Annotated in this window: 19 protein-coding genes; 3 read left to right on the top strand and 16 right to left on the bottom strand. The window is 36.3% G+C overall.

Annotated elements, in window-relative coordinates; genetic code table 11:
• Positions 1 to 373: 373 nt before the first annotated feature.
• The 12 genes from NSQ74_RS06715 to NSQ74_RS06660 all read right to left on the bottom strand — a co-directional run bounded on the left by NSQ74_RS06715 (position 374) and on the right by NSQ74_RS06660 (position 15,106).
• Complete coding sequence (locus NSQ74_RS06715) at positions 374 to 1,615, bottom strand: MFS transporter (protein WP_340822266.1); 1,242 nt, start codon at positions 1,613 to 1,615, stop codon at positions 374 to 376.
• A 62-nt stretch (positions 1,616 to 1,677) separates the two neighbouring features.
• Positions 1,678 to 2,499 carry a nickel import ATP-binding protein NikE gene (gene nikE, locus NSQ74_RS06710; protein WP_340822264.1) on the bottom strand — a complete coding sequence of 274 codons (822 nt, stop codon included), beginning with the start codon at positions 2,497 to 2,499 and terminating at the stop codon, positions 1,678 to 1,680.
• Positions 2,500 to 2,531: 32 nt separating this feature from the next.
• Positions 2,532 to 3,350 (bottom strand): nickel import ATP-binding protein NikD, encoded by an 819-nt coding sequence (gene nikD / locus NSQ74_RS06705; RefSeq protein ID WP_340822263.1) that lies wholly within the window; start codon positions 3,348 to 3,350, stop codon positions 2,532 to 2,534.
• A 15-nt stretch (positions 3,351 to 3,365) separates the two neighbouring features.
• Entirely contained in the window at positions 3,366 to 4,199 is an 834-nt protein-coding gene (gene nikC, locus NSQ74_RS06700; protein ID WP_340822262.1) for a nickel ABC transporter permease subunit NikC, read from the bottom strand.
• Positions 4,196 to 5,140, bottom strand: coding sequence for a nickel ABC transporter permease subunit NikB (gene nikB, locus NSQ74_RS06695; protein ID WP_340822261.1), 945 nt, complete (start codon positions 5,138 to 5,140; stop codon positions 4,196 to 4,198). Before nikB ends, nikC begins: the two co-directional genes overlap by 4 nt.
• Positions 5,141 to 5,157: 17 nt before the next feature.
• On the bottom strand, positions 5,158 to 6,789 hold the full coding sequence (gene nikA, locus NSQ74_RS06690) for a nickel ABC transporter substrate-binding protein (protein ID WP_340822260.1): 1,632 nt from the start codon (positions 6,787 to 6,789) through the stop codon (positions 5,158 to 5,160).
• Between the two features lie 137 nt (positions 6,790 to 6,926).
• Positions 6,927 to 7,880, bottom strand: coding sequence for a tRNA dihydrouridine synthase (locus NSQ74_RS06685; protein WP_340826416.1), 954 nt, complete (start codon positions 7,878 to 7,880; stop codon positions 6,927 to 6,929).
• 446 nt (positions 7,881 to 8,326) lie between these two features.
• The gene (locus NSQ74_RS06680; RefSeq protein WP_340822258.1) at positions 8,327 to 10,273 is read right to left on the bottom strand and encodes an LTA synthase family protein; all 1,947 of its coding nucleotides are present in this window, start codon (positions 10,271 to 10,273) and stop codon (positions 8,327 to 8,329) included.
• A gap of 484 nt (positions 10,274 to 10,757) precedes the next feature.
• Positions 10,758 to 11,603 carry a methyl-accepting chemotaxis protein gene (locus tag NSQ74_RS06675; RefSeq protein ID WP_173479625.1) on the bottom strand — a complete coding sequence of 282 codons (846 nt, stop codon included), beginning with the start codon at positions 11,601 to 11,603 and terminating at the stop codon, positions 10,758 to 10,760.
• A gap of 20 nt (positions 11,604 to 11,623) precedes the next feature.
• A complete protein-coding gene (locus tag NSQ74_RS06670; protein WP_340822257.1) occupies positions 11,624 to 13,078 on the bottom strand; it encodes an aldehyde dehydrogenase family protein in 1,455 nt (484 codons plus the stop codon).
• 457 nt (positions 13,079 to 13,535) lie between these two features.
• Positions 13,536 to 14,318: an SDR family oxidoreductase gene (locus NSQ74_RS06665; RefSeq protein ID WP_340822256.1), complete on the bottom strand. Its 783-nt coding sequence runs from the start codon at positions 14,316 to 14,318 to the stop codon at positions 13,536 to 13,538.
• A gap of 17 nt (positions 14,319 to 14,335) precedes the next feature.
• Positions 14,336 to 15,106 (bottom strand): SDR family NAD(P)-dependent oxidoreductase, encoded by a 771-nt coding sequence (locus NSQ74_RS06660; protein ID WP_340822255.1) that lies wholly within the window; start codon positions 15,104 to 15,106, stop codon positions 14,336 to 14,338.
• A gap of 140 nt (positions 15,107 to 15,246) precedes the next feature.
• On the opposite strand from NSQ74_RS06660, the gene NSQ74_RS06655 reads away from it, so the two are divergent.
• Positions 15,247 to 15,840 (top strand): TetR/AcrR family transcriptional regulator, encoded by a 594-nt coding sequence (locus NSQ74_RS06655; RefSeq protein WP_340822254.1) that lies wholly within the window; start codon positions 15,247 to 15,249, stop codon positions 15,838 to 15,840.
• Between the two features lie 100 nt (positions 15,841 to 15,940).
• On the opposite strand, the gene NSQ74_RS06650 is transcribed toward NSQ74_RS06655, so the two are convergent.
• On the bottom strand, positions 15,941 to 16,924 hold the full coding sequence (locus tag NSQ74_RS06650) for a bile acid:sodium symporter family protein (RefSeq protein WP_340822252.1): 984 nt from the start codon (positions 16,922 to 16,924) through the stop codon (positions 15,941 to 15,943).
• An 11-nt stretch (positions 16,925 to 16,935) separates the two neighbouring features.
• The gene (locus tag NSQ74_RS06645) at positions 16,936 to 18,321 is read right to left on the bottom strand and encodes an FAD-binding oxidoreductase (protein WP_340822251.1); all 1,386 of its coding nucleotides are present in this window, start codon (positions 18,319 to 18,321) and stop codon (positions 16,936 to 16,938) included.
• Between the two features lie 239 nt (positions 18,322 to 18,560).
• Here NSQ74_RS06645 and NSQ74_RS06640 point away from each other — a divergent pair, with 239 nt between their 5' ends.
• On the top strand, positions 18,561 to 19,271 hold the full coding sequence (locus NSQ74_RS06640) for a FadR/GntR family transcriptional regulator (RefSeq protein ID WP_340822250.1): 711 nt from the start codon (positions 18,561 to 18,563) through the stop codon (positions 19,269 to 19,271).
• Positions 19,272 to 19,560: 289 nt separating this feature from the next.
• Here NSQ74_RS06640 and NSQ74_RS06635 read toward each other — a convergent pair whose 3' ends face one another.
• On the bottom strand, positions 19,561 to 20,643 hold the full coding sequence (locus NSQ74_RS06635) for a LuxR C-terminal-related transcriptional regulator (RefSeq protein ID WP_340822249.1): 1,083 nt from the start codon (positions 20,641 to 20,643) through the stop codon (positions 19,561 to 19,563).
• Between the two features lie 163 nt (positions 20,644 to 20,806).
• Between NSQ74_RS06635 and NSQ74_RS06630 the strand changes: the two genes are divergently transcribed.
• Positions 20,807 to 21,700 (top strand): 3-hydroxyacyl-CoA dehydrogenase, encoded by an 894-nt coding sequence (locus tag NSQ74_RS06630; RefSeq protein WP_340822248.1) that lies wholly within the window; start codon positions 20,807 to 20,809, stop codon positions 21,698 to 21,700.
• A gap of 245 nt (positions 21,701 to 21,945) precedes the next feature.
• On the opposite strand, the gene NSQ74_RS06625 is transcribed toward NSQ74_RS06630, so the two are convergent.
• Complete coding sequence (locus NSQ74_RS06625; protein ID WP_340822247.1) at positions 21,946 to 23,289, bottom strand: APC family permease; 1,344 nt, start codon at positions 23,287 to 23,289, stop codon at positions 21,946 to 21,948.
• Between the last annotated feature and the right edge of the window lies 1 nt (position 23,290).

The raw sequence follows: 23,290 nt of genomic DNA, 5'->3' as shown, positions 1-23,290 counted from the left end.
GGTACTGCAATTACTTCTTCTTCGCTCCATTAATCATGACAATAATGAAGACTAATAAAAGAATAAGTAATCCACCTATAATTACGTATCCGACCATACTAGTTATACCCAAAACGTTGTTGCTCCTTCCCATACGTAAAGTGGAACAAAATCTTTCCGATAATAATGAAATTGTTAAAATTCCACTTTAGTTTACCTATTTAAAATAACCTTCTACTTCTATTTCTTCAACTAAACTGCTCTATTACTATAATAAATTCAACCACTACAACTTTATTTTTATTCACATTAATTTCATTTTTCCCGATAATGGCGAAATATAATCTTCTACTTATGCTTGTGGAAGAAGATTTCACTTTTGAAGCCCTGTTTCTCAACGCTTTTCTTGAAAGAGCAACACACCAAACAAACCAATGATGGAGAAGATAACTGGGGCAAAAAAACCATAGTAGTAGCCATCGCCTAAATTACCTGTATTAGATTGAAAATAATCCAATAAATATCCGAAAATAATTGGTAGTAAGACAGCACTTAGAAAACCACCTGTATTTGCAAACCCCGAAACTACCCCAGCTTCATTTAACGGGAATGATTGTCGTACAGCAGCAAAAGTTAAAGCACTTGCACCGTAGCCAAAGCCAATAATAAAAAATAATAACATTAATAAGAATAAAGATGGATGCCCATTGAATAAAAGAAACGAACACCAACCGAGTAAGACGATCATATGAACGGCAATATATGGTTTTTTTATTGTTTCTAACCTACTTGAAATCCAACTAGTTAAAGGAGCTCCAATAAGTGCTCCAATAAGACCTACCATAATGAATTGACTTGCATCCGAACGTGTCATTTCATACATATTCATCCCATATGGTACAGCCCAAGAGCTAATAAATCCCACATAGCCACCTACTACACCAAAATGACAAAAGAATAGCGCCCACGCTTGGGGATGTGAAAATATTCGTTTTACTAAAATGAATGGTTTTTCACGTTGTCCTTCTGCTGTGACAACTACTTGCTCATCCTTAAACAGTGTTTTCGGCTTTTTTACGAGGACAAAATAAAGAACAACACCGCAAAAATATAATAATAACCCCGCTGAGAAAAATGCCGCTCTCCAACCAAGTAAATCTATCCATTCGGAAAAAGGGACTGTCGCCAATAAAAAACCAAGACTCCCAGTCATACCTGCTAAGCCAATTAACCGAACAAATTCCTTTCGATAAAACCATTGAGCTAAAATGAGCACTATATTAACCCATATGGTCGCATCCCCTACCCCAGTAAGTATTCTTGAAAAGAACAGCACAAATTCATGTGTACCAAAACTATAAATGATTGTGCCTAAACCTGTAAGCGTCGCACCAATAATTAAGAAAAAGTTCGGACCATAACGATCAGCCAAAATCCCCATTGGAATTTGCAAACTTGTGTATACAAAAAATTGTATACTCGTTAACAAACCAATCGTTGCTGCTGTGACATGAAAATCCCGCATCAATTGCTCTGTAATTAATCCAGGAGCTGTTCGCTGACTCGCCATTAACAAATAAGTAAATAATACAACAACAAATACAATCCATCTGTATTTGCTATTTTGTTTGTCCATTAATATCTACTCCTATTGGCTTTTACTAAAATATATGAAAAGGTGCCAGTCACTAAAACAATTCAGAATTGTTTTAGTGACTGGCACCTTTGTTGTGGATGCTCAGGCAACATAGAGTCTATCATTTTCTTTACAACAGGATGTTCTGATGCAAAAAATTGCCTTTTTGAATTGTATAAATTGACTAATTCTCCTCTTTCTATTACACCTAATGTATCACTAATTGCGCAGGCTGCTTTAATATCATGTGTAATAAAAAAATAAGATAATCCAAAGTCTTTTTTTAGATCTCTTAGTAACCCTAAAATAAGGGTTTGATTCACCATATCTAAACTACTAACAGATTCGTCTAAAACAATTAGCTTTGGCTTAAGTGAAATTGCCCTTGCTATATTGATACGTTGCAATTGGCCACCACTAAATTGATGCGGATATTTTTTCAAGTCCTTTTCACTGAGCCCTACCCTTTCCAATAATTCAATAACAACTCGCCTTTGTTCAGCTATTGTCAGCTTTTCATAATTTTCTAGTGGTTCTGCAATAATCCGTTCGGCAGTCATTCGAGGGTTAACGGACGAGTAAGAATCTTGAAAAACAGCTTGCAAATTACGGCGAATTTTTTGACGAGTGTGCTTATCTACTGTATAAATATCATGCCCTTGAAACAGAACTTGTCCATGCTGTGGTCGTTCCAAACCAAGAATCACTTTTCCTAACGTGCTTTTACCAGCTCCACTCGTACCGAGTATTCCTAAGCAGTTTCCTTCCTCAATCGAAAGAGAAATACTAGAAAGCACTTTTTTAGGACGATTGTGCCTTTTGAAAAAGCTTCGGAAGCCAAATCCATAGCTATGAGTTACTTCATTAACTTGCAATAAACTCATTTGTTCACCCCCGCTAACATGACTATCATCACTCAATTTATATATTCTTCTATGTGTAATATTGAACGTGCATTTAATAGCCTCTTCGTATAATCAGACTGTGGCTCATTAAATAATTGAAAGACATCTGCTTGTTCGACTATTTTGCCGTTTTGCATAACTACTACTTCATCAGCCATTTCTGAAATGACACCTAAATCATGAGAAATTAATAAAATGGCTGAGCCATATTCAGAACGTATTTGATCTAAGTGATGTAACACCTTCTTCTGATTGTTTACATCAAGTGCAGTTGTTGGTTCATCTGCAATAATAACAGCTGGATGTAAGCATGCTGCAGTAGCAATCATAACCCTTTGAAGCATACCGCCACTTAATTGAAAAGGATACTGTTTTAAAAGATTAACCGGATTAGGTAAGTTCACATGTTGTAAAGCCTCGATGGCAAGCTCTCTAGCTTGTTTTTTATTCCATTGTGTATGAGAGCGTATTGTTTCTATCAGTTGGTGTCCTATCGTAAAAACAGGTGTAAAAGCATTCATCGGGTTTTGCATAATAAACGCTATATCCTTACCACGTATTTTTCGCATTTCTTTCTCAGCTAAGCCATTCAATTCTCTTCCTTGTAGTGCTACGCTACCTATAGTAGTTGTTGTCTTCTTATCTAAAAGTTGAAGAATAGACATACTAGTAATAGTTTTACCGCTTCCACTTTCCCCAACAAGTCCAAGTATCCTCCCACGATTTAATTCAAAATTAATATCTCGAACGAGGATAGCATCGCCATTTTGGGATTTAACTTTGACATACAAATTTTTAACATCTAATACCTTCCTCTGTTCAATTTCCAATCTTCTCATCCCTTTTTAAAATCTTCGTTTGATACCGTAACGTTCTGCTAAAGCTTCGCCTAATAGATTGAAAGTAATAATCACAAGCATAATGCTCAAGCCTGGATAAAGCATTAATTCTGGATTTGTCCGAATATATGCTTTTCCTTCATGAATCATCGCCCCCCATTCTGGTATAGGGGGTTGTACCCCAAAGCCTAAGAACGACAGTGCTGATATATCGATGATAGCCCAGCCGATTTCTAATGTACCAATTACCACAAGGGGTGGGAGAACATTAGGAATAATATGCTTTTTAATTATTTTTCGTTGTGAAGAGCCACTAATTTTCGCGGCGGCAATAAAGTTCTGCTCCTTCAGACTAAGAACCATGCCTCGGAATATTCTGGCGTAATAAACCCATTGCACAAGCATTAGCGCTAAAATAACTTGTGGAAGCCCTGGACCGAATATGCCAACTAAGCCAAGAATAAGAATCAGATTCGGAAATGCCAAAATACCATCGCATAATCTCATCAACATATAATCGATCCATCCACCTTTATATCCCGAAAAGGTTCCTATAATTAAACCAATAACTAATGAAGAAATAAAAATAAGCATAGCAAAGCCCAATGAAATGCGTGCACCATATAATATCCGTGACAAGTTACATCTTCCTAAATGATCTGTCCCTAATGGGAACTGCCAAGATGGAGACTGCAGCTTATATGCTAAATTAACAGCAACAGGATCATTTGGTGCTATCCAAGGAGCAAAGATTGCGATGACAAAAAGAATAGCTAAAATGATTGAACAAATGGTAATCGCTTTCTGATGTTTCAACAATGTACGTATTCTTATTCTCATTGAAGACGCCCTTCTTTCCTTGAAATACGGGGGTCGATATACATTTGAATAAGATCTACGATTAAATTGCTAATAATAAATAAACAAGCTGCAATTAATACATAGCACTGAATGATAGGTATATCACGGTTTAAGATAGCTTCAATAAAATAGCGACCAAACCCTGGCCAAGAAAAGACCGTTTCAACGATAATTGCTCCCGTTAAAAGTTTTCCAAGATTTATCCCTAGTCCAGTAATCATTGGAGAAATCGCAATCCTTAATACATGCTTTGCCATAATAATTGTTTCTTTTATTCCTCTCGTCCGGGCAAATAATACATAAGACTCTTGTATATTTTCTAACACACTTGCACGCAACAGCCTTGTATACGTAGCCACTAAAGGGACAGCTAATGTAATGGAGGGCAGAACAAGATGCTGCCATGTCCCAATACCCTCCACTGGAAATAGATTAAGTTTGACAGAAAAGAAAAAAATCAATATATAACCTAGCCAAAAAGAAGGAATCGATGCTCCCATATACGAGAGCAAGCGACTAGTATAATCAATCAAGCTGTTTTTCTTCACTCCGGCTAAGAACCCAAGAGGAACACTGAACACCACCGCTATTAATAAACTTCCTAGAGCTAGCTGAATAGTGGCCGGTATTTTAGATGTAACCTCTTCCCAAACAGGCTTTTTAGAAACATACGAGTTACCAAAATCAAGCTGAATTATTTTAATAATAGAGTTTATATACTGTTTTAAAAATGGTTGATCTAAACCAAATTCTTGTCTTTTTTGAGCTAATATTTCATCTGTTGGTTGAATATGAGCCGCTGCTAAATACGCCTCAGCTGGGTCCACCGGCGAAAGGTGGATCATTCCAGATGTAAGAAGTGTAGCCAAAAGAAAAACTGGAATAATCGACGTAATTCTTTTTAGTATATAAGTACCCATCAAATCCCCCTAGCTCACTATTTAATGCTTATTCCTGTGAATGGGTGCTCGTCTCGATTAGCAGGGAATGTGAAGTCAGAGACGTTCTTTTGATAGACCGCTGTCTGGCTTAAATAGGAAATAGGAACAAGAGCTCCTTGATCTTGTAGAGATGATAATATCGATGCGTATAATTGTTGACGCTCTTTTTCATCTGTAGTTTTAGGAACTTCTGTCATTTGTTTAAGCAATTCATCTTTGTTCGGATAAGCAGATATTGCTTCACTAAATCCAAAACCTTCTGTTGCTACAATATTAATAAATGTATGCGGATCATAAGGAGCACCATAGTTACTAAAGAAATTAATAGCAAAGTTATTATCTTTAAATCTTTGAATTTGTTCTGCCAATTCTAGCGGAACAATATTTAATTTCACCCCAATAGCAGCCCATTCTGATTGCAACGTTTCCGCCATTACTTTTTGAATAGTTTCAGCTGAATTGTACATTAATTCCACCGCGAGCTGCTCTCCACCTTTTTCACGAACCGTTTTCCCCTCTGGAAGTATCCAGCCTGCTTCATCTAATAAAGACTTTGCCTTTTCGACATCATATTGAATCGACTTCACTTCAATTTTGGATGTATACGGGAAATTTGTTGATAAAATACGATCTGCTACTTTTTCTAAACCTGAGCTAATTCCTTCGACCATTAATTCTTTATTAAACCCATAATGTAAAGCCTGGCGCACACGCTCATCAGACAGTTGTTCTTGCTTTGTATTCATGACAAGTAACCTCGTCGCAACTGGCTCTGAAATACTAGTGTTATATTTAACAGTCGATTGTAATTGTAAGAAGGAATCTAAACTTATAGCCCCTTCACCGAAAATTAAATCTACTTCACCTTTTTCAAAGGCTAGTACCCTTGTTTCTGTATCAGGAATGACTTTCACCATTATTTTCTCCACTTTCGGCTTATCACCCCAATAATTGTCGTTCCGTTTGTACAGTGCATATTCATCAACCTTATGTTCTTCCAAAATCCAAGGGCCAGTACCAATCGCTTGCTCGACACCTTTTGAAGTATCAGAATCATTAGGGAATCCAGCCTCACCTAAAAAACGAACAGGCCGAACGACAGCTAACTCTTGAATCGTTGGATAATACGGCTCGGTTAATGTTATTTGAAACGTATTTTCATCCTTTACGTCCGTATGCTCTATTTTAGAAAGAAAACCCAGCCAACTATGTAATTGGAGATTGTTCATGATCGTATCAAAATTCTTTTTAACAATTTCCGCGTTAAAACTTGATCCATCAGAAAACTTTACGTCTTTACGAAGATGAAATGTATAAACTTTTCCATCTTCAGAAACTTCCCACGACTCAGCAAGGTGCGGTTTTAACTCACCCCCGCTTTGATAGCTTACTAAAGGTTCGTAAACCATCGACTGAGCAAATAATTGTGTAGGGTTATAAACATGTGGATTCATTTCACCTACATCTCTTGGCCATGCCATAGTTAGTATATTTTTTGCCTCTTCGCTCTCAGCCGTTGTTGGTGTAGCCTCTTCATCAGACTTTGTACAACCAAATAATACTGTTGATAGCAACAAAATAAACAAAGATGTTAAAAAAACTCCCGATTTATTCATTGCACAAAGCATTACAATTACCTCCTTGATTGATATTGATAATCATTTTCAATTATATAATAAAAACTTGATTTTTCTTTGTCAAGAAAAAAAAAAGTGCCAGTCACTCAAACAATTCAAAATTGTTTGAGTGACTGGCACACATCTTTTTATTCAAATCTATCTAGCAATGCACGTACTTCATCTGTTGTTTTTGTATTCATCAATTGATTTCTTAATTCACCTGCTCCGCGGAATCCTTTAACATAAATTTTGAAAAAGCGATGCAGTGCTGTAACTGAACGTGGCAACTCCTCTGCATATTTATCCTGAAGATCAAGCTGTAATCTTAAAAGATCTAAATATTCCTTACTAGTATGTTCTTTCGGCTCTTTTTCAAAGGCAAAAGGATTTTTAAAAATACCTCGACCAATCATAACCCCATCAACACCATATTGTTCAACAAGCTTCATGCCAGTTTCACGATCAGGAATGTCCCCATTGATTGTTAACAGCGTATTAGGTGCAATTTCATCTCGTAATTTCTTAATATCCGGAATTAGCTCCCAGTGTGCTTCTACTTGGCTCATTTCCTTTCTCGTACGTAGGTGAATAGAAAGGTTTGCGATATCCTGCTTTAAAATATGTGTTAGCCATTCTTTCCACTCATCTACTTCAGTGTAACCAAGTCTTGTTTTAACACTTACAGGCAGACCGCCCGCTTTAGCTGCTTGTATTAGCTCCGCAGCAACTTCTGGGCGTAAAATTAGACCGCTACCCTTTCCTCTCGTTGCCACATTCGGTACAGGACAGCCCATGTTAATATCTATGCCTTTAAAGCCTAGCTCTGCCATTCCAACACTCATTTGACGGAAATATTCAGGATTGTCTCCCCATATATGTGCAACCATTGGCTGTTCGTCTTCAGTGAAAAGTAGACGCCCTCGCACACTTTTCTGTCCCTCTGGGTGACAGTAGCTATCCGAGTTTGTAAACTCCGTGAAAAATACATCTGGTCTACCTGCTTTATTTACGACATGACGAAAAACAACATCTGTCACATCTTCCATTGGTGCAAGTACAAAAAACGGTCGCGGTAAATCCCGCCAAAAATTATCTGTCATCTCTACTTCAAATCCTCTCATGATGGGATACATTAGTAAATTCTGATCCCCTAAAATGCTTCTACTTTTGCACATTTATGCCATGTTTAATACCTAAAACGTGCCCGAACAAAGGGCAAAATGTTAGGTTCAAGTAGTTAAGTCATTATTATAGTATAACCTAGCTTTTTTAATTTATCTTCACACAGATTCATCTTTAACTAGATTTTCATTTTGATTTATTTTTGATACTTAGAAATAAAAGCAGATGACCAATTAGAAATGCATGTTTGCACTTTTAAACCGTCTGCTTTTTATGCTTTCACGAAAATTAAAATAGGAAGAGCCTGTGTGTATTCATATAAAAAAAGGGCAATTCAAGTAGACGGGAAGATATCCTAAAGCAGTCTTATTATAAACGCTTTGATATCCGACACATCTTCTTGAACTGCCCTCTTAACTAGTAATTATTTAGATTCTACACTCTCATCTTTGCTGTAGTTATACTTAGATGGATCTACGGGCGTGAATCCTGTTGGCGTATAAAATCTCAATAAGTCACCATTCACTACTTTGTCAGATAACCCTAACTTAAAGTCTACTTCTTTTTTCATAGCTTTCGCTGACTCTAATTGACTATCATCTAATAGTAAACCTGTTTTGTTATCGTAATATTTTTCATTAATTGAATAAATCGAAGGACTTACAAAATCACCATTTCTAAATGGTACAATTTCATTGTGCTCTTCTGATAATAAATCGGAACCGAATTGAACATAGTTTTGCGTTTCAATTCCTAGTAAATGTAATAGCGTTGGAAGAAGGTCTGTTTGACCACCATAAGTATGGTTAGTTTCACCTTGCATTCCTGGAACATGAATGAATAGTGGTACGCGTTGTAAATTAGCACTTTCATATGGTGTAATTTCTTTACCCATAACTTGCTCCATCGCCGCATTATGATTATCTGAAATACCATAATGGTCCCCATAAAGAACAATCATCGTATTATCATATAAGCCTGATTCTTTTAATTGATTGAACATCTGCTCGATTGCTTCATCTGCATAACGTGCAGTTTGGAAATAATTATCTACACTTGCATCTCCAGTAGTAGCTTTATCGATTGTTACTAAGTCTTGATTCATTTTATATGGATAGTGATTCCCTACCGTAATTAACTTTGTATAAAACGGTTGTGGTAAAGAACTTAAAAGACTTTGAGATTGTTCAAAGAATGGTTTATCTAATAAACCATATTCAGCCATGTTATCTGAAGAGGCTGTGTCATAATAACTAGCATCATAAAACTTATCGAATCCAAATGATTTATAAATGACATTTCGGTTCCAGAAGCTTCCGTTGTTGCCGTGGAAGACAGCTGAAGTATAACCATAATTTTTTAAAATACTTGGTGCTGCTTGGTACGTATTTTGTGCTTTCGTAATATAAGCAGAACCTTGTGGTAATCCGAATAAAGAGTTTTCTAACATAAATTCTGCATCAGATGTTTTACCTTGTCCTGTTTGATGGAAAAAGTTGTCAAAATACATTGTGTTTTTATCTTTTGCTAATGAATTTAAAAATGGCGTAACTTCTTCACCATTTAATTTATAGTCGATAAGGAAGTTTTGGAATGATTCTAAATGTAAATAGACAACATTCATTCCTTTTGCCGCACCAAAATATTTTGGATTAGGGTTGGCATAGTTAGATTTTGTATAGTTAATTACTTCTGTAATATCACTACTATCCGCCAATGCTCTTTCTGAAGATGCTTTCATCGTTTCTACTGTGTCATAAATAGTATAGTTATACATTCCTAAATATTTCACAATATAGTTTCTATCAAAACCTCGAGATAAAAGTTGCGGACGACTAGTTTCAGCTAATCCTAAGTTTACGATTGATATTGCTAAGGCAAATGCAATAATTGCAAATGCTTTTTTATATCCAAAACGATTTGTTTCTTTTTCTATTTTTCTTGAGAAACGTAGGTAAATCATGACAAGTACATCGACAAAGAATAAAATGTCATAAGGTTTTAATAACGATAGAATACTACCACCTAAATCGCCAAAGTTCTGTGTTTGGAAAATTGTTGGTAATGTAATGAAATCACTAAAAAATCTGTAATACACAACATTCGCATATAAAAGAATAGACATAAGCGTGTAAATTACAACGAGTGATGTATATTTTTTCTTTCCTCTAAATAAAAATGAGAACCCTAGGAATAGCATTGCTGAACCTAGTGGATTTAATAGTAAAAGGAAATGTTGAAGTGCTCCTTCTACACCTAAATCAAACTGTGCTGTTTGAGCGATGTATGTTTTAACCCATAAAATTAAAACAGCTAATATATAAATCCCTAAAAATTTGTTTAATAAGTTTTTACTTACTAGATTTTTCATTTTTGCACCTACCTATTACTTATTTAAAAATATATCTAGATTAGAATATAAGTATAAATTTCGGAAAATTATTACTTCACTATAGCTTTTTTTCGGCGGCTAATGTATAATACTCCCGTTTTTGCACTTCTGTCAAGTTGTAGACGATATTGCAAGAGAAATAGTTTCGTTTCTCTCTATTACTGGAATCCTTGCCATAAAAACACCCCGCAAACGTTAGTTTTTACTAACATTTGCAGGGATAAATTTTCCTTCTTATCTCGTTTAAATTCAATTATTCCACAGCCTTATACTATGTGTTGGTAGTTTCAGTTGGTCAAACTTCTGCTATAGTAAAACTGAGCTTTTTTTATCATCAAATAATTTTTCTACGGGTAATTTCATTTTTCATAATTCAAATATTAAACAGCAGCATATGGGATAATGAAAAAAAGATTAAAGACACGCTCTTCTTGAGCACATCTTCAATCTTTAAAATTTCTCTCTATTTTTTTTCCTTATCGTATAAAATCTCTTCAGCAAATTGTGCTAATTGTTGAGCTTTCAAGCTTATTTCTTGAATCGTTGAAGAAAACTCGTAGATTGAACCCGATTGCGTATCTGTTAATGTGTTGACTTCTGCAAATGATTGATTTAACACTTTTAGAAGCTGTTGAATATTTTTTGTAATATGATTAATTTGATCTGCATTTTGCTTCGAATTTGTAGCAAGCTTACGTATTTCATCGGCCACTACTGCAAATCCTTTACCCTGCTCGCCTGCACGTGCAGCCTCAATTGCCGCATTTAAACCTAATAAATTACTCTGATCTGAAATCCCTTTTACTACAGAAGAAATCTGACCAATTTCCTCCGCACTTGAACTCACATCTTTCATTGAAGAGGTCATATCTTTCACGCGGTCGGATAAATTGCCTACTGAGCCACTAATTTCTTCAATAGAAGCGGCCGTTTGCTCTACAATCGCAGAGAAACTTTCAGCCATTTCAAATAGTTTATGAGCTTTTTCCAAACTTGTTCCAATGCCTACCCCACCAATTACTTTCCCAGTACTATCGTGAAGCGGGATAGCTCTTGCAACAAGTGGGAAGCCGAATAATTCTTTCGGTATAACTGCTGATAAAGATTTATTTGCTTTAATCGCATTTGTGATGACATCACCTTCAACAAGTGGATCCCCTGGCGTAACATTTAAAGCGAATGTCTTCGCTGGAATATTAATGATTAGTTTCTCAGTATCGTAAATGCCTACCGTAATATCGTCTTGAATAAGCCCGTTTAACAAAGGAGCTACTTTAATAAACGCACTAATTACATCTGCTTCTTGCATATTTTCCGACCCCTTTGTCCTTAATAAGGTAAAATTCTTTTGCTATAGTTTACAGAAATCCATTTTAAAGTTGTAAACTCCTCAAGGCTCCATTCTCCGTTTAAGCGACCGATACCTGATTGTTTTTCGCCACCAAATGCAACATTTGGTTCATCATTGATTGTTAAATCATTTACATGAATCATACCTGTATGTACTTTCTTAGCCATTTCTACACCACGTTCAAGGTTAGCCGTATGAATTGCACCGCTTAATCCAAAACGAGTATCATTTGCGATTTGAATAGCTTCTTCTTCCGTTTCGAATGGAATAACACAAACAACTGGGCCAAATAGCTCTTCTTGTGCCACACTCATGTCTGTTGTTACATCTGCTAAAATCGTTGGCTCTACCATTCTACCTTTAATATTACCTTTAATAACGGCTTTCGCACCTTCAGCAATGCCTTTTTCAATCATTGCTTCTAGGTTAGCTGCTTGGCGATCATTAATGACTGGGCCAATGATTGTTTCAGGATCTCTTGGATCACCAACTTTCAGTGAAGAAACTTTCGCTACATACTTGTCAAGGAACTCATTGTAGATCGATTTCTGCACTAAAATGCGGTTTGCTGACATACAAATTTGCCCTTGGTGTGTGAATCGACTAAATGTCGCAGCACCAACTGCGTAACCCATATCTGCATCTTCTAATACGATAAATGCACTATTGCCACCTAACTCTAATAATGGCTTTTTGAAATTTTTAATCGCTACTTGACCAATGTAACTTCCTACCTTTGTTGAGCCTGTGAAGGAAATAATTCTTGGAATTGGATGCTCAACAAATGCATCCCCGATTTCATTAATATCCGTTACAACAACATTCATTAATCCTTTTGGTACACCAGCTTCTTCAAAAATCTTTCCAATTAATGTTCCACCTGTAATAGGTGTATCTTCATGAGGCTTTAATACAACAGCGTTCCCAGCACCTAATGCAGGTGCTACAGATTTCATTGATAAAAAGAATGGGAAGTTAAATGGACTAATGACGCCAACAACGCCTGCTGGAATGCGATAAAGTCTGTTTTCTACATCATCGATTGTTGAAGGTAAAATCTTACCTTCCATACGAATTGGGAATGTTGCAGCCTCTTTAATAATATTCTTAACAAGACCAATTTCAAAAGCAGCCTTTAATCTTGTCCCACCTAATTCATCCATAATAATCGATGTAATGGCCTCTTCGTTTTCTTCAATATATTTCACTGCATTTTCAAGAATATCACGCTTTTTATATGGGTTTACTTTGTCCCATTCTTGCTTCGCTTGTTGCGCGGCTTGATATGCATAATCAATATCAGAAACGTTTGCTAATTTAAATTCTGTTATGACTTCATCTGAATAGGGATTAATGTCATGTAAAAGGCTATTACTTTGTCCTTCTCTCCATTCCCCACCTATAAATTGATTTCCTAAATTTTTAATATCCATTTTATAACCTCCAAGTTTAATCGACGTGTGTAATACAAATATCGACAAATATTTAGAAAATTTTATAAAATAACAAAAATTTTGTAGGTTTTTCTTTCTAATTACAGCTTACTCATATTATGCTTTGTCCCTATTTTTAAAATTCCCCATCTACAAAAAGGACCTTATCGTTTTAAATTTTTTTCTTTATATAATCTGTTTTACTCATTACATTTGACCCAAAGTCCTCAAATTGGTAATGAAAGGCGTTCCTTACTCATCTTACTGATAGCCCAAAATAGCTCCGTCTCCGTACATACGGCGAATATCTAACTATCTGTATTTATAGTTAGTTAGCATTTATTTCAGTATTTCGATGCATCGCTAAAACAATTTAAAAAAGAGAAAGGTGAAATTGAACGTAGTCAATTTCACCTTTCTTACTATTGGAGATTGCTATCGTAACTCTCCAGCATTATTAGTATTTATATGATTGTCCACCATCGATTGGTACAACAACACCATTTATGAAGTCTGCTTGGTTAGAAAGTAAGAAGGCAACTAAGTAACCAACCTCTGCTGGTTTACCGAAACGGCGCATTGGGTTTGGTTTTACGAATTCTTTACCTACTTCTTCCCAATTATCTCCACCAATTTGACGTAAAGAGCCCTCTACCATCGGCGTCATTATGGCACCTGGTGCGATTGCTTTAATAGAAACACCAAATTGTCCATATTCAATTGCTGAGTTACGTGTTAATCCGACTACACCATGTTTAGATGCTGCGTAGCCTGATTGATTTCCAACACCACGAATACCACCTACAGATGCTGTATTGACAATTGAACCTGACCCTTGTTCTTTCATTACTTTTAAGACGTATTTCATGCCGTAAAATACACCATTTAAGTTAATAGACACAACTTTTTGGAACTCATCAATACCAAAGTCTTCTGTTAAATTTTGTTTTCCTTCAATGCCTGCATTGTTAAAGAAACCGTCAATTTTGCCGAACTTTTCAACAGTCGCATCTACAAAACCTTTGACAGCATTTTCTTCTGCTACGTTTGCTGCAATTAATAACAGTTCAGCCTGTGGTGAAACGGCTAACACTTTTTCTTCTGTTTCTTTTAAACCCGCTTCATTCAAGTCGACTAATACTAGTTTAGCACCTTCTTCTGCTAATTGAAGTGTTGCTGCTTGGCCAAGACCAGATCCAGCACCTGTTACAATGACTACTTTCTCTTCAAAACGTTTCATATTATATTCCTCCATTATTAAATATTATATAGTGACCCATCTACTGTGTAGGATGAAGAACTTACATAAGAAGCTTCATCTGATAGTAAAAACGCAATGACATTGGCTACTTCATTTGGTTCACCATAGCGCTTCATTGGCACTGCATCTTGATATGCAGATTGCGCTGCTTCGGCGGCACCTGGTGCAACTTTTGCCTCAATCTGACGCATCATTTGTGTATTAATAACACCAGGATTGACTGTATTCACTCGTACATTATATGGAGCAGCTTCTAATGCAGCTACTTTATTAATGCCCATTAGAGCATGTTTTGACGAATTGTATAGCATCATATTTGGCGAACCAATTAATCCAGCAACAGAAGCTGTATTGACAATTGAACCTGCTTTTTGCTGTTTCATAATGGGCATGACATATTTTAAACCGTAGAAAGCACCTTTTACGTTAATGCTATATACGAAATCGAAATCTTGTTCAGTAATTTCTTCTAAAATTTTTGCTGGACCTTCTACCCCTGCGTTATTTGCAAATCCATCAATGCGACCAAATTTTGATACAGTTTGATCAACATAATTTTTTACTTCTTCCTCTTTAGAAACATCTGCCTTTAAAGTCAGTACGCGATCCTCACTTAAGTTAAGCTCCTCTGCAACCGCTTTCACAGCAGCTTCATTTAAATCTACTAGCGTTAACTTAGCTCCTTCACCTGCAAGCTTGCGAGCAATCTCTTTACCGATACCTCCTGCAGCACCTGTAATAATGACAACTTTGTTTTCAAATCTCATTTTTTGTACCTCCCCTAAAGATTGTTGTTACATTTATAGTTTAATCCGTTTCATTTTCTGTAAGCCATCCTTAATATTTGCTATAATGTCGAAGAAACCAACACTTTTTATCAATCTGTCTAATGTAGGAGATAAATTTGATGAAATCTAATTCCAATCAAGCTTTACGTACAAAGCATTTCTTAAAAAAGGCATTTATTGATATGGTCCATAAAAAGGGATTTAGTGCTGTTACAGTGAAGGATATTGTAGATTATGCTCAATATAATCGAACAACCTTTTATGTGTACTATCAAAATATAGATGATCTTGTGGAAGAGTTAATGGAAGAAATGTTTGAAGCTATCCAATATAACAGCATGTCTAAGTATGTAAGTAATAGTCGTGTGAAAGTACAGGAGTTGACTACCCATTCCTTCGAATTGTTGTATTACATTTACGATCACCGTGATTACTTCACATTATTATTGTTAGAAGATACGTTACCTCGTATCCACCAGCAACTACCTGAAGCGATTTTTAATTTGCTCAAAGATAAATTTGATATTCATTACGGCGTGTCGGTTGTTGATGATCATTCCCAAAAGCGCTATATGGCTTATGGGACAGCCGGTTTGATTTTAGACTGGATTGCACAAGATTTTGATGCGACACCTGGTGAAATGACAGAGCGTCTCAATCGAATTTTCAACACTTTTGCAAGAGGCTTTATTATAAAAGAAATCGATACTTAATAAACAAAAGAACGAATTCCACCGTCGGAAATTCGTTCTTTTAATTATTATTAAGCTAACTTCACCACGCAACATGGAAACGAACACTTTAATTTTACTTTTAAATATGTGTTCCGACGTTGCTTTCCTGTATGTTTTTGCTAAGATGAGTCTCTACGTTCTCCGTTTTTTTCGACCAATACGTGGCTAAAATTGGACCTGAAATATTATGCCATACAGCACCAAGAACACTCGGTAAGGCAGCTAACGGACCAAAATGGGCAGTCGCTAACGCCACCCCAAGACCAGAGTTTTGCATACCTACTTCAATTGAAATAGCTCTTCGATTACTTTCATTTAGTCCTAACACAAGCGCTGTTAAATAGCCCAGCAGCAAACCGAATGCATTATGAAGCATTACTGCCGTAAAAATAATAAATCCAGCTGAAGCAATGCTATCAACATTTCCTGCAACAACCGCAGAGACAATAATAATAATAGCAACTACTGAGATTAGAGGAATGACGTTGATGCTTTTTTCTACAACTTGAGGAGCAAATCTTCTTATAACAATACCTAGAATAATAGGCAAAATAATTACTTGAATAATTGAAGTAAACATTGCCATTGGATCTACAGGCATCCATTTACCTGCAAGTAATAGTAGAATTAATGGTGTTGCAATTGGGGCTAGTAACGTCGAAAAAGATGTCATTGTAATTGACAACGGTACATTACCTTTAGCTAAATACACCATAACGTTTGAAGCAGTACCCCCTGGAACAGAACCGAGAAGGACTAGCCCCGCAGCTAATTCCGCTGGTAAGTTCATAATGTAAGCAATTAAAAAAGCTGTCAGTGGCATAATAATATATTGAGCGCATACACCAATGATGACTGGCAATGGATTCGTTAAAATCAATTTGAAATCAACTGCTTTTAACGTTAGCCCCATACCAAACATAACGATGCCTAGCAAAATCGTAATATATCCTCCAAATATTAAAAATGGATCAGGAACTATAAAGGCAATAACAGCTATACAGATAACCCATACGGCAAAGTATTTTCCCGCTATCGTACTAATGGCTTCTAAAATTTTCATATTTCCACTCCCTATTTCTTTATTTTTAATATTTTATTTGGATTCAAAAGAGCGTCAGGATCGAGCGCTTGCTTAATCTTTTCCATCACAAGCAGTGCTTTTCCATGTTCTTTCTCCTGGTATTTCTGTTTCCCAATACCGACACCATGCTCTCCTGTACAAGTTCCCCCTCTTTCAAGTGCATACATTACTATCAATTCATTGAATTCATCAGCTTTCTTTATTTCATCACAATCATTCATATCAATCATTAAAAGAACATGGAAATTACCATCACCGACGTGGCCCACAATCCCCCCTGTAAGTGCTAACAAATTAAGGGCTTCTCTTGCATGTTCAATTGCTCCTGCTAACTCTGAAATCGGTAAACAAACGTCGGTCACCATAAGTTTTTTCCCTGGGTGTCCATGGACATAGGCGTAAGCTAAATTATGACGAGCTTCCCACAGCTGATTGCGAGCTGCATTATCGGACTCAAATTCAATATTTTCACAATTGTGCTCCACTACAATTTCTTTCATAAAGTCAACGTCTTGCTTTAAGCCAGCTTCATTTCCATGAAACTCTAAAAATAAGGTCGGTTGCTCCTCATAAGCTGTTTTACTATGCAAGTTCACTTGTTTCATCGAATGCTCATCAACCAGTTCTACTCTTGCAATGGGAATTCCCGCTTGTAAAATACTAACGACTGCCTCGACAGCATCATTGACTGTTTTAAACGATGCTCGAGCAGCCATTTCATGTTCAGGAAGCCCATAGACTTTTAGCGTCAATTCAGTGAAGCAACCAAGCGTTCCCTCAGACCCTACAAATAGACCATTTAAATGATAGCCAGAGGATGATTTTTCTGCTAAATTCCCAGTATGAATTACCTCACCATCTGAAAGAACAACCTCTAAATCTCGAACTTGGTCGCGCATAACTCCATATTTAACAGATGTTGTTCCACTAGCATTTGTTGCTGCCATCCCCCCAAGTGTTGCATCTGCTCCAGGATCGACAGAGAAAAACAATCCGTATTTTTTCAATTCTTTATTCAACTGAGAACGCGTTACTCCTGGTTGAACCTTTACGAGAAAGTCCTTCTCCCTAACTTCTACTATTTTGTTCATGTTGGAAAAATCTATCGTTATCCCGTGGTCGTAAGGGATAACATGTCCTTCTAAGCTTGTTCCTCTACCAAATGGCACTATTGGTACTTTGTATTGGTTTGCTATATTTATTGTCTTACTCACTTCTTCCGTCGTTGTCGGAAACACAACAATATCCGGTAAACTGACTCTATGATAGGATTCATCACTACTATGTTGTTCTAAAATCGTTTGATTGATTGTTACTTGGCTTTCAGAAAGAGCACTTCTTAGAGCAATCACCAATTCCTCATTTGTTGCAATCATTTTTTTCTCCCCTTTTTACTCTCATTCCTTCACAGTACTTGTTTATGGTGTTTTGGTTGTGCAAATAATATATGTCATACCAATTTATAAAATAACGAAATTGGTCCAACCATTATTATTATACTTAATATTCTGAAAATATCAATAATTATTAATTTTCTTTAATTGATAACAATGTAGTATTTCTGTATGATTAAAGCGTTTATAATATTAGGTAATTGAGGGGAAGGACATAGGTAATGCTGCAACCAAGAAAAAAAGCCTATCAAGTAATTGTTGATCAAATAAATGAATATTTTTTAAATGGGGAATTACAACCTGGAGAAAAACTCCCGACAGAAAGAGAATTAGCGAGTCGGTTTAATGTTAGTCGAACATCGGTTAGGGAGGCACTTCGGAAGCTTGAAATAAAAGGAATTATTGAAATTAAACAAGGCAGTGGTAGCTTTGTTAAAACACAGGAAAGCCATTCTGTAGGACAAGAGCTTTCATCTACAATCTTAAAAACTGAAAAAAAATTAGTATATGAAATGTTAGAGCTACGCCAGACACTTGAAGTAGAATGTGCTTTTTTAGCTTCACAACGTGCCACTTCAGAAGACTTAGAACGCATTGGTCATGCATTAGAAATGATGGATCAAGTTAAAAATGATGTGGAACTAGGTATACAAGCTGATCTCAGTTTCCACATTAGTATTGTTCTCGCCTCACATAACTCAATCTTCTCGCAATTGTTCCAAACCCTTAGCGAACATATGCAAGATACAATCCGAGTTACCCGAACACAACGCTTGAAAGATGTAGAACGGACGCAAGAGACTATTGATGAACATAAAGAAATTTACTTGGCAATCGCAGCTGGCGATGCAAATCAAGCTAAACAACTTATGGAAAAGCATATTAAGCAAATAAGAAGAGAATTGACAGAGTCACTTTTTAATCATATTTGAAAACTAATCAAATAAAGCGCCCTACTCGTTGATTGGAGCGGAGGACGGGCGACTCCTGCGTGAACGCACAGTACGTAAGACGCAACAGACCGCGCGTTAGCGAGGGTTGCGGCTTACGGTGTGCACACGGAAAGCGCTCGTTCGTAGCAGAAATCAACGGCAGGAGACATCACTTCTATATTAATTTTAAATAAAAAAAGGACTATAGACAAACTCGAAAATCTTCGAATTTGTCTATAGTCTGAACGAATCCTCACTTAGGATTCGTCCATTCCTTTAAAGCTTTAATTTATTCTAAAACAGCCATTCGAAAAGCCGTCGCAATTATTTGTGTACGGTTTTTTGCATTAAATACAGTTAGTAGCTTTTGAATATAGTCACGAATTGTGTACTCACTGAAAACGAGAAGCTCTGCCATTTCTTTATTACTGAATCCTTCCGCTAATAAAAATAAAACCGCCAAGTCTTTATCCGTTAACTTTAAGTCATGCAGTAGCCGTTGTGTACTGCGAGTACGTGAAAAGTAACAGCCTAATAAGTTCCCTACTTCTTCAAGTAATTGCATTTCTTCTTCATTATATGAAAAAGGCGTTCCACATTGGTCAAACGTTAACCAACCAAATAATTGTCCATTTTGCTGAATCGGAATAAAAATAATCGTAGATAAATTCAACATTTCTATTGCAATCGGATTTATATATGGCGCTGGTTGTTCTAAATAGAGTGGCTTTTTAATAGCAAAAACGGCCACCTCTTCCAGCTTACCTTTTAGCATTTGTACTTTGTGTAGCTCAGAGCCGTATACACCTGAAAATTCATTGAGCCATGGATTATAGCTATGAAAAATGACACGTTGAAATCCGAAGTTTTCCTGTGCTTTCGATAAAATAGTTGGTATATGATCTACGCCATCTAATTGAATAAGCAATTTGCTAAAACGTTGTAACTTTAGCAAACTTTCAAGACTTATTTCAACCTTTAGTGGAGATTGTATTACTTTACTATTTACAAGACGTAATACATCTAGTACTTTTTCGTGATACTTTAGCATTTCGTCTGTATTCGGGTGCTTAATTTGTACAAGGACGTCTTTAGTTGCGTAATAAGACAATGAAGGAAATATAGTGAGTAATTTTTCTGGTAAAAGTCGACTATGCATAGTCGCCCAGTTAATAAGTTCTTCGCGTTGAATCGTTTTATTTTTTAACTGACCATTTAAAAACGTCAACCAAGAACGATACCAATAACCAATTTGAATAATTTCTTGCTCATTTAACTCTCTTTTCGTTTGCAAATGCTTATTCCACGCATAGGCAATATCCTGATGGTGAATTTTATGAAACAATACATATTGAAAGTTTATTTTAGTCATAGTACACCTACATTTGCATGTTTATTTTCAATTAATATACCCTGAATTGCCGGTATCTTTGCATTAACTCTATCATTTACACTCTAGATATAACAACTTTATTTTGTTATTTTGCTCCACTATTTATGTAAGGGTATTCAAATACAGAAATGAGGTACTAGATATGGAATTTAAAAAAATATTAGTCGCAGGTAGCGGCGTATTAGGAAGTCAAATTGCTTTTCAAACAGCATTTTTTGGATATGAAGTGAATGTATATGACATTAACGATGATGCGATTGCAACAGCGCAACCACGCATGCAATCGTTATCGAACACATACGGAAATTATTTTAATGATACTGCACGTGCAGCTAAAGCATTAGAAAGTTTATCATTTTACACAGATTTAGCACAGGCAGTAACTGATGTAGATTTAGTTATTGAAGCTGTACCAGAACGTATTGAAATTAAACAATCATTTTATGAGCAGCTAGCAAAAGTAGCACCAGCAAAAACTGTTTTCGCATCAAATTCTTCCACACTATTACCTAGTCAATTTGCACAATATACAGGACGACCTGAGAAGTTTTTAGCATTACACTTTGCAAATTCTATTTGGAAAAACAATACAGCTGAAGTAATGGGTCATGAAGGAACTGATCCACAGTACACTGAACAAGTAATTGAATTTGCTCGTACTATTGGCATGATTCCATTCCATTTAAAGAAGGAACAACCAGGCTATATTTTAAATTCATTACTTGTACCTTTTTTAAGTGCTGGTATGGAGCTTTGGGCAAATGGCATTGCAGACCCACATACAATTGATAAAGACTGGATGATTTCAACTGGTTCACCATCAGGGCCGTTCGGATTTTTAGATATCGTTGGTATGGAAACACCATATAACTTAAATATGATGAAGGCAGAAATTAATCCAATGGCTAAAATCATAGCGGAAAAAATTAAAGCCGAGTATATCGATTTAGGGAAAATGGGTGTATCTTCAGGGGAAGGTTTTTATAAATATCCAAATCCAGCCTATCAGGATAAAGACTTTCTTAAACAAAATTAATTAGCAACAAAAGAGAAAAAGTGTTAGATTGACGAAGTCAATCTAACACTTTTTTGCATCACCGTTGATGTCCGCTACGGCGATACTTTCCGCAGGAGTCACGCCTTCACTACTATCAACTTGGAGCGATTAGCTAAAGCTTCATTCATTTTGCATTGAAGAAAAATACCATCGATGGAATTCGTTGATATCCGCCACGGCGAAGCTTTCCGTAGGCACATCGTAAGCCACAACCCTCACAAACTTTATAATTCTGAAAAAGTTGGTAGTTTCTTTTTGAAGCCTTTCGTCGTAATGAAAGCATAGATAAAACCGATTGCAAGCCACAAAAAGCCGATCTTCAATGTCATCGGTGATAAATTAATGAATAAGTAGAAACAAATACCGAACCCTAACCCTGGAATTAATAAGTATCGAATTATTTTCTTTTCTTTTTTACGGAAGAAGTAATATACGATTACTGACAAGTTAACAAACATAAATCCTGTCAGGCCACCAAAGTTCATTAACTCTGCTACGAAATTTGCTGATAAAAACAGCGCTCCTAAAACACTAATTGCACACATCAATAAAATATTGTATATCGGTGTTTGATATTTTGGATGTAAATGTGTGAAAAACTTTTTCGAAAGTACATCATCCCGTCCCATACTAAACATTAAACGAGATGCACTTGCTTGCCCTGTTAAACCAGCTGTTACTGTCGATACAATAATGGCAACCGTATAAAGCGTTGCAAGAACTGCACCACCTGCTTTATCCGCTATGTCAAATAAAGCCGTATCGGCTGAGCTAAAGTTTGTAACATCAGGCCATACGAGCTGAGCTACATATGCTTGTCCAATAAAAATAAGTCCTCCGATTAAACAAGCTAAAATAGCTGCCTTCCAAATATCATCTTTTGGATTGACTGCCTCTTCTGAAAGAGTTGTAATCGAATCGAACCCTAAAAACGAGAAGCAGGCCATTGCTGCACCAGAAATTATTGCAGACATAACGAATTTTTCATCGTTGAAGAACGGTACAACAGTAAAGAGCGACGTACCACTTTCCCCACCGACAATTGACTTCACACAAAAAATGACAAAAATAACGACTACAATTCCCATAAATATAACAAGGATTTGATTTGTTTTTGCTGCGATGCCAATACCTAAAATATTTACAGTAGTTATAATACCTGCAATTAGTAACACCCATACCCAATACGGAACAGATGGTATTAATGCATTCGCATATGAAGCACCTACCATAAATACAATGAGCGGCACTAAGACATAATCCATAAACATTGCCCACCCTGCAAAAAAACCTAAATGCGGATTGATGGCACGTTGCGTATATGTATAAGTTGACCCTCCATTTGGAAAAACAGCAGCCATTCGACCGTAGCTATAGGCAGAAAACATCATTGCAACCATTGCAATCAAGTAGGCTAATGGCAGCATCCCGCCTGTGGACTCTGCTGCAAAGCCATAAATATAAGCTGGCGCAATCGGTGTCATAAAAGCAATACCATAAATGACTAAATCTTTTAATGTTAAAACACGCTTTAACTGTGGTGTATGATCATTGGGTGTTTGACTCATA

Origin of the sequence: Lysinibacillus sp. FSL W8-0992 (assembly GCF_038008685.1) — a bacterium.
Classification (GTDB): Bacteria; Bacillota; Bacilli; order Bacillales_A; family Planococcaceae; genus Lysinibacillus.
Note: the sequence above shows the minus strand (reverse complement) of the source record. Positions and strands in the feature narration are given on the sequence as shown.

Coding starts and splice junctions, on each gene's coding strand:
- NSQ74_RS06670 (WP_340822257.1), bottom strand. CDS start 13,078: ATGGATATTAAAAATTTAGGAAATCAATTTATAGGTGGGGAATGGAGA.
- nikE (WP_340822264.1), bottom strand. CDS start 2,499: ATGAGTTTATTGCAAGTTAATGAAGTAACTCATAGCTATGGATTTGGC.
- nikA (WP_340822260.1), bottom strand. CDS start 6,789: ATGCTTTGTGCAATGAATAAATCGGGAGTTTTTTTAACATCTTTGTTT.
- nikB (WP_340822261.1), bottom strand. CDS start 5,140: ATGGGTACTTATATACTAAAAAGAATTACGTCGATTATTCCAGTTTTT.
- NSQ74_RS06685 (WP_340826416.1), bottom strand. CDS start 7,880: ATGACAGATAATTTTTGGCGGGATTTACCGCGACCGTTTTTTGTACTT.
- NSQ74_RS06650 (WP_340822252.1), bottom strand. CDS start 16,924: ATGAAAATTTTAGAAGCCATTAGTACGATAGCGGGAAAATACTTTGCC.
- NSQ74_RS06675 (WP_173479625.1), bottom strand. CDS start 11,603: ATGCAAGAAGCAGATGTAATTAGTGCGTTTATTAAAGTAGCTCCTTTG.
- NSQ74_RS06640 (WP_340822250.1), top strand. CDS start 18,561: ATGCTGCAACCAAGAAAAAAAGCCTATCAAGTAATTGTTGATCAAATA.
- NSQ74_RS06645 (WP_340822251.1), bottom strand. CDS start 18,321: ATGATTGCAACAAATGAGGAATTGGTGATTGCTCTAAGAAGTGCTCTT.
- NSQ74_RS06665 (WP_340822256.1), bottom strand. CDS start 14,318: ATGAAACGTTTTGAAGAGAAAGTAGTCATTGTAACAGGTGCTGGATCT.
- NSQ74_RS06715 (WP_340822266.1), bottom strand. CDS start 1,615: ATGGACAAACAAAATAGCAAATACAGATGGATTGTATTTGTTGTTGTA.
- NSQ74_RS06625 (WP_340822247.1), bottom strand. CDS start 23,289: ATGAGTCAAACACCCAATGATCATACACCACAGTTAAAGCGTGTTTTA.
- NSQ74_RS06680 (WP_340822258.1), bottom strand. CDS start 10,273: ATGAAAAATCTAGTAAGTAAAAACTTATTAAACAAATTTTTAGGGATT.
- nikC (WP_340822262.1), bottom strand. CDS start 4,199: ATGAGAATAAGAATACGTACATTGTTGAAACATCAGAAAGCGATTACC.
- NSQ74_RS06660 (WP_340822255.1), bottom strand. CDS start 15,106: ATGAGATTTGAAAACAAAGTTGTCATTATTACAGGTGCTGCAGGAGGT.
- NSQ74_RS06655 (WP_340822254.1), top strand. CDS start 15,247: ATGAAATCTAATTCCAATCAAGCTTTACGTACAAAGCATTTCTTAAAA.
- NSQ74_RS06635 (WP_340822249.1), bottom strand. CDS start 20,643: ATGACTAAAATAAACTTTCAATATGTATTGTTTCATAAAATTCACCAT.
- NSQ74_RS06630 (WP_340822248.1), top strand. CDS start 20,807: ATGGAATTTAAAAAAATATTAGTCGCAGGTAGCGGCGTATTAGGAAGT.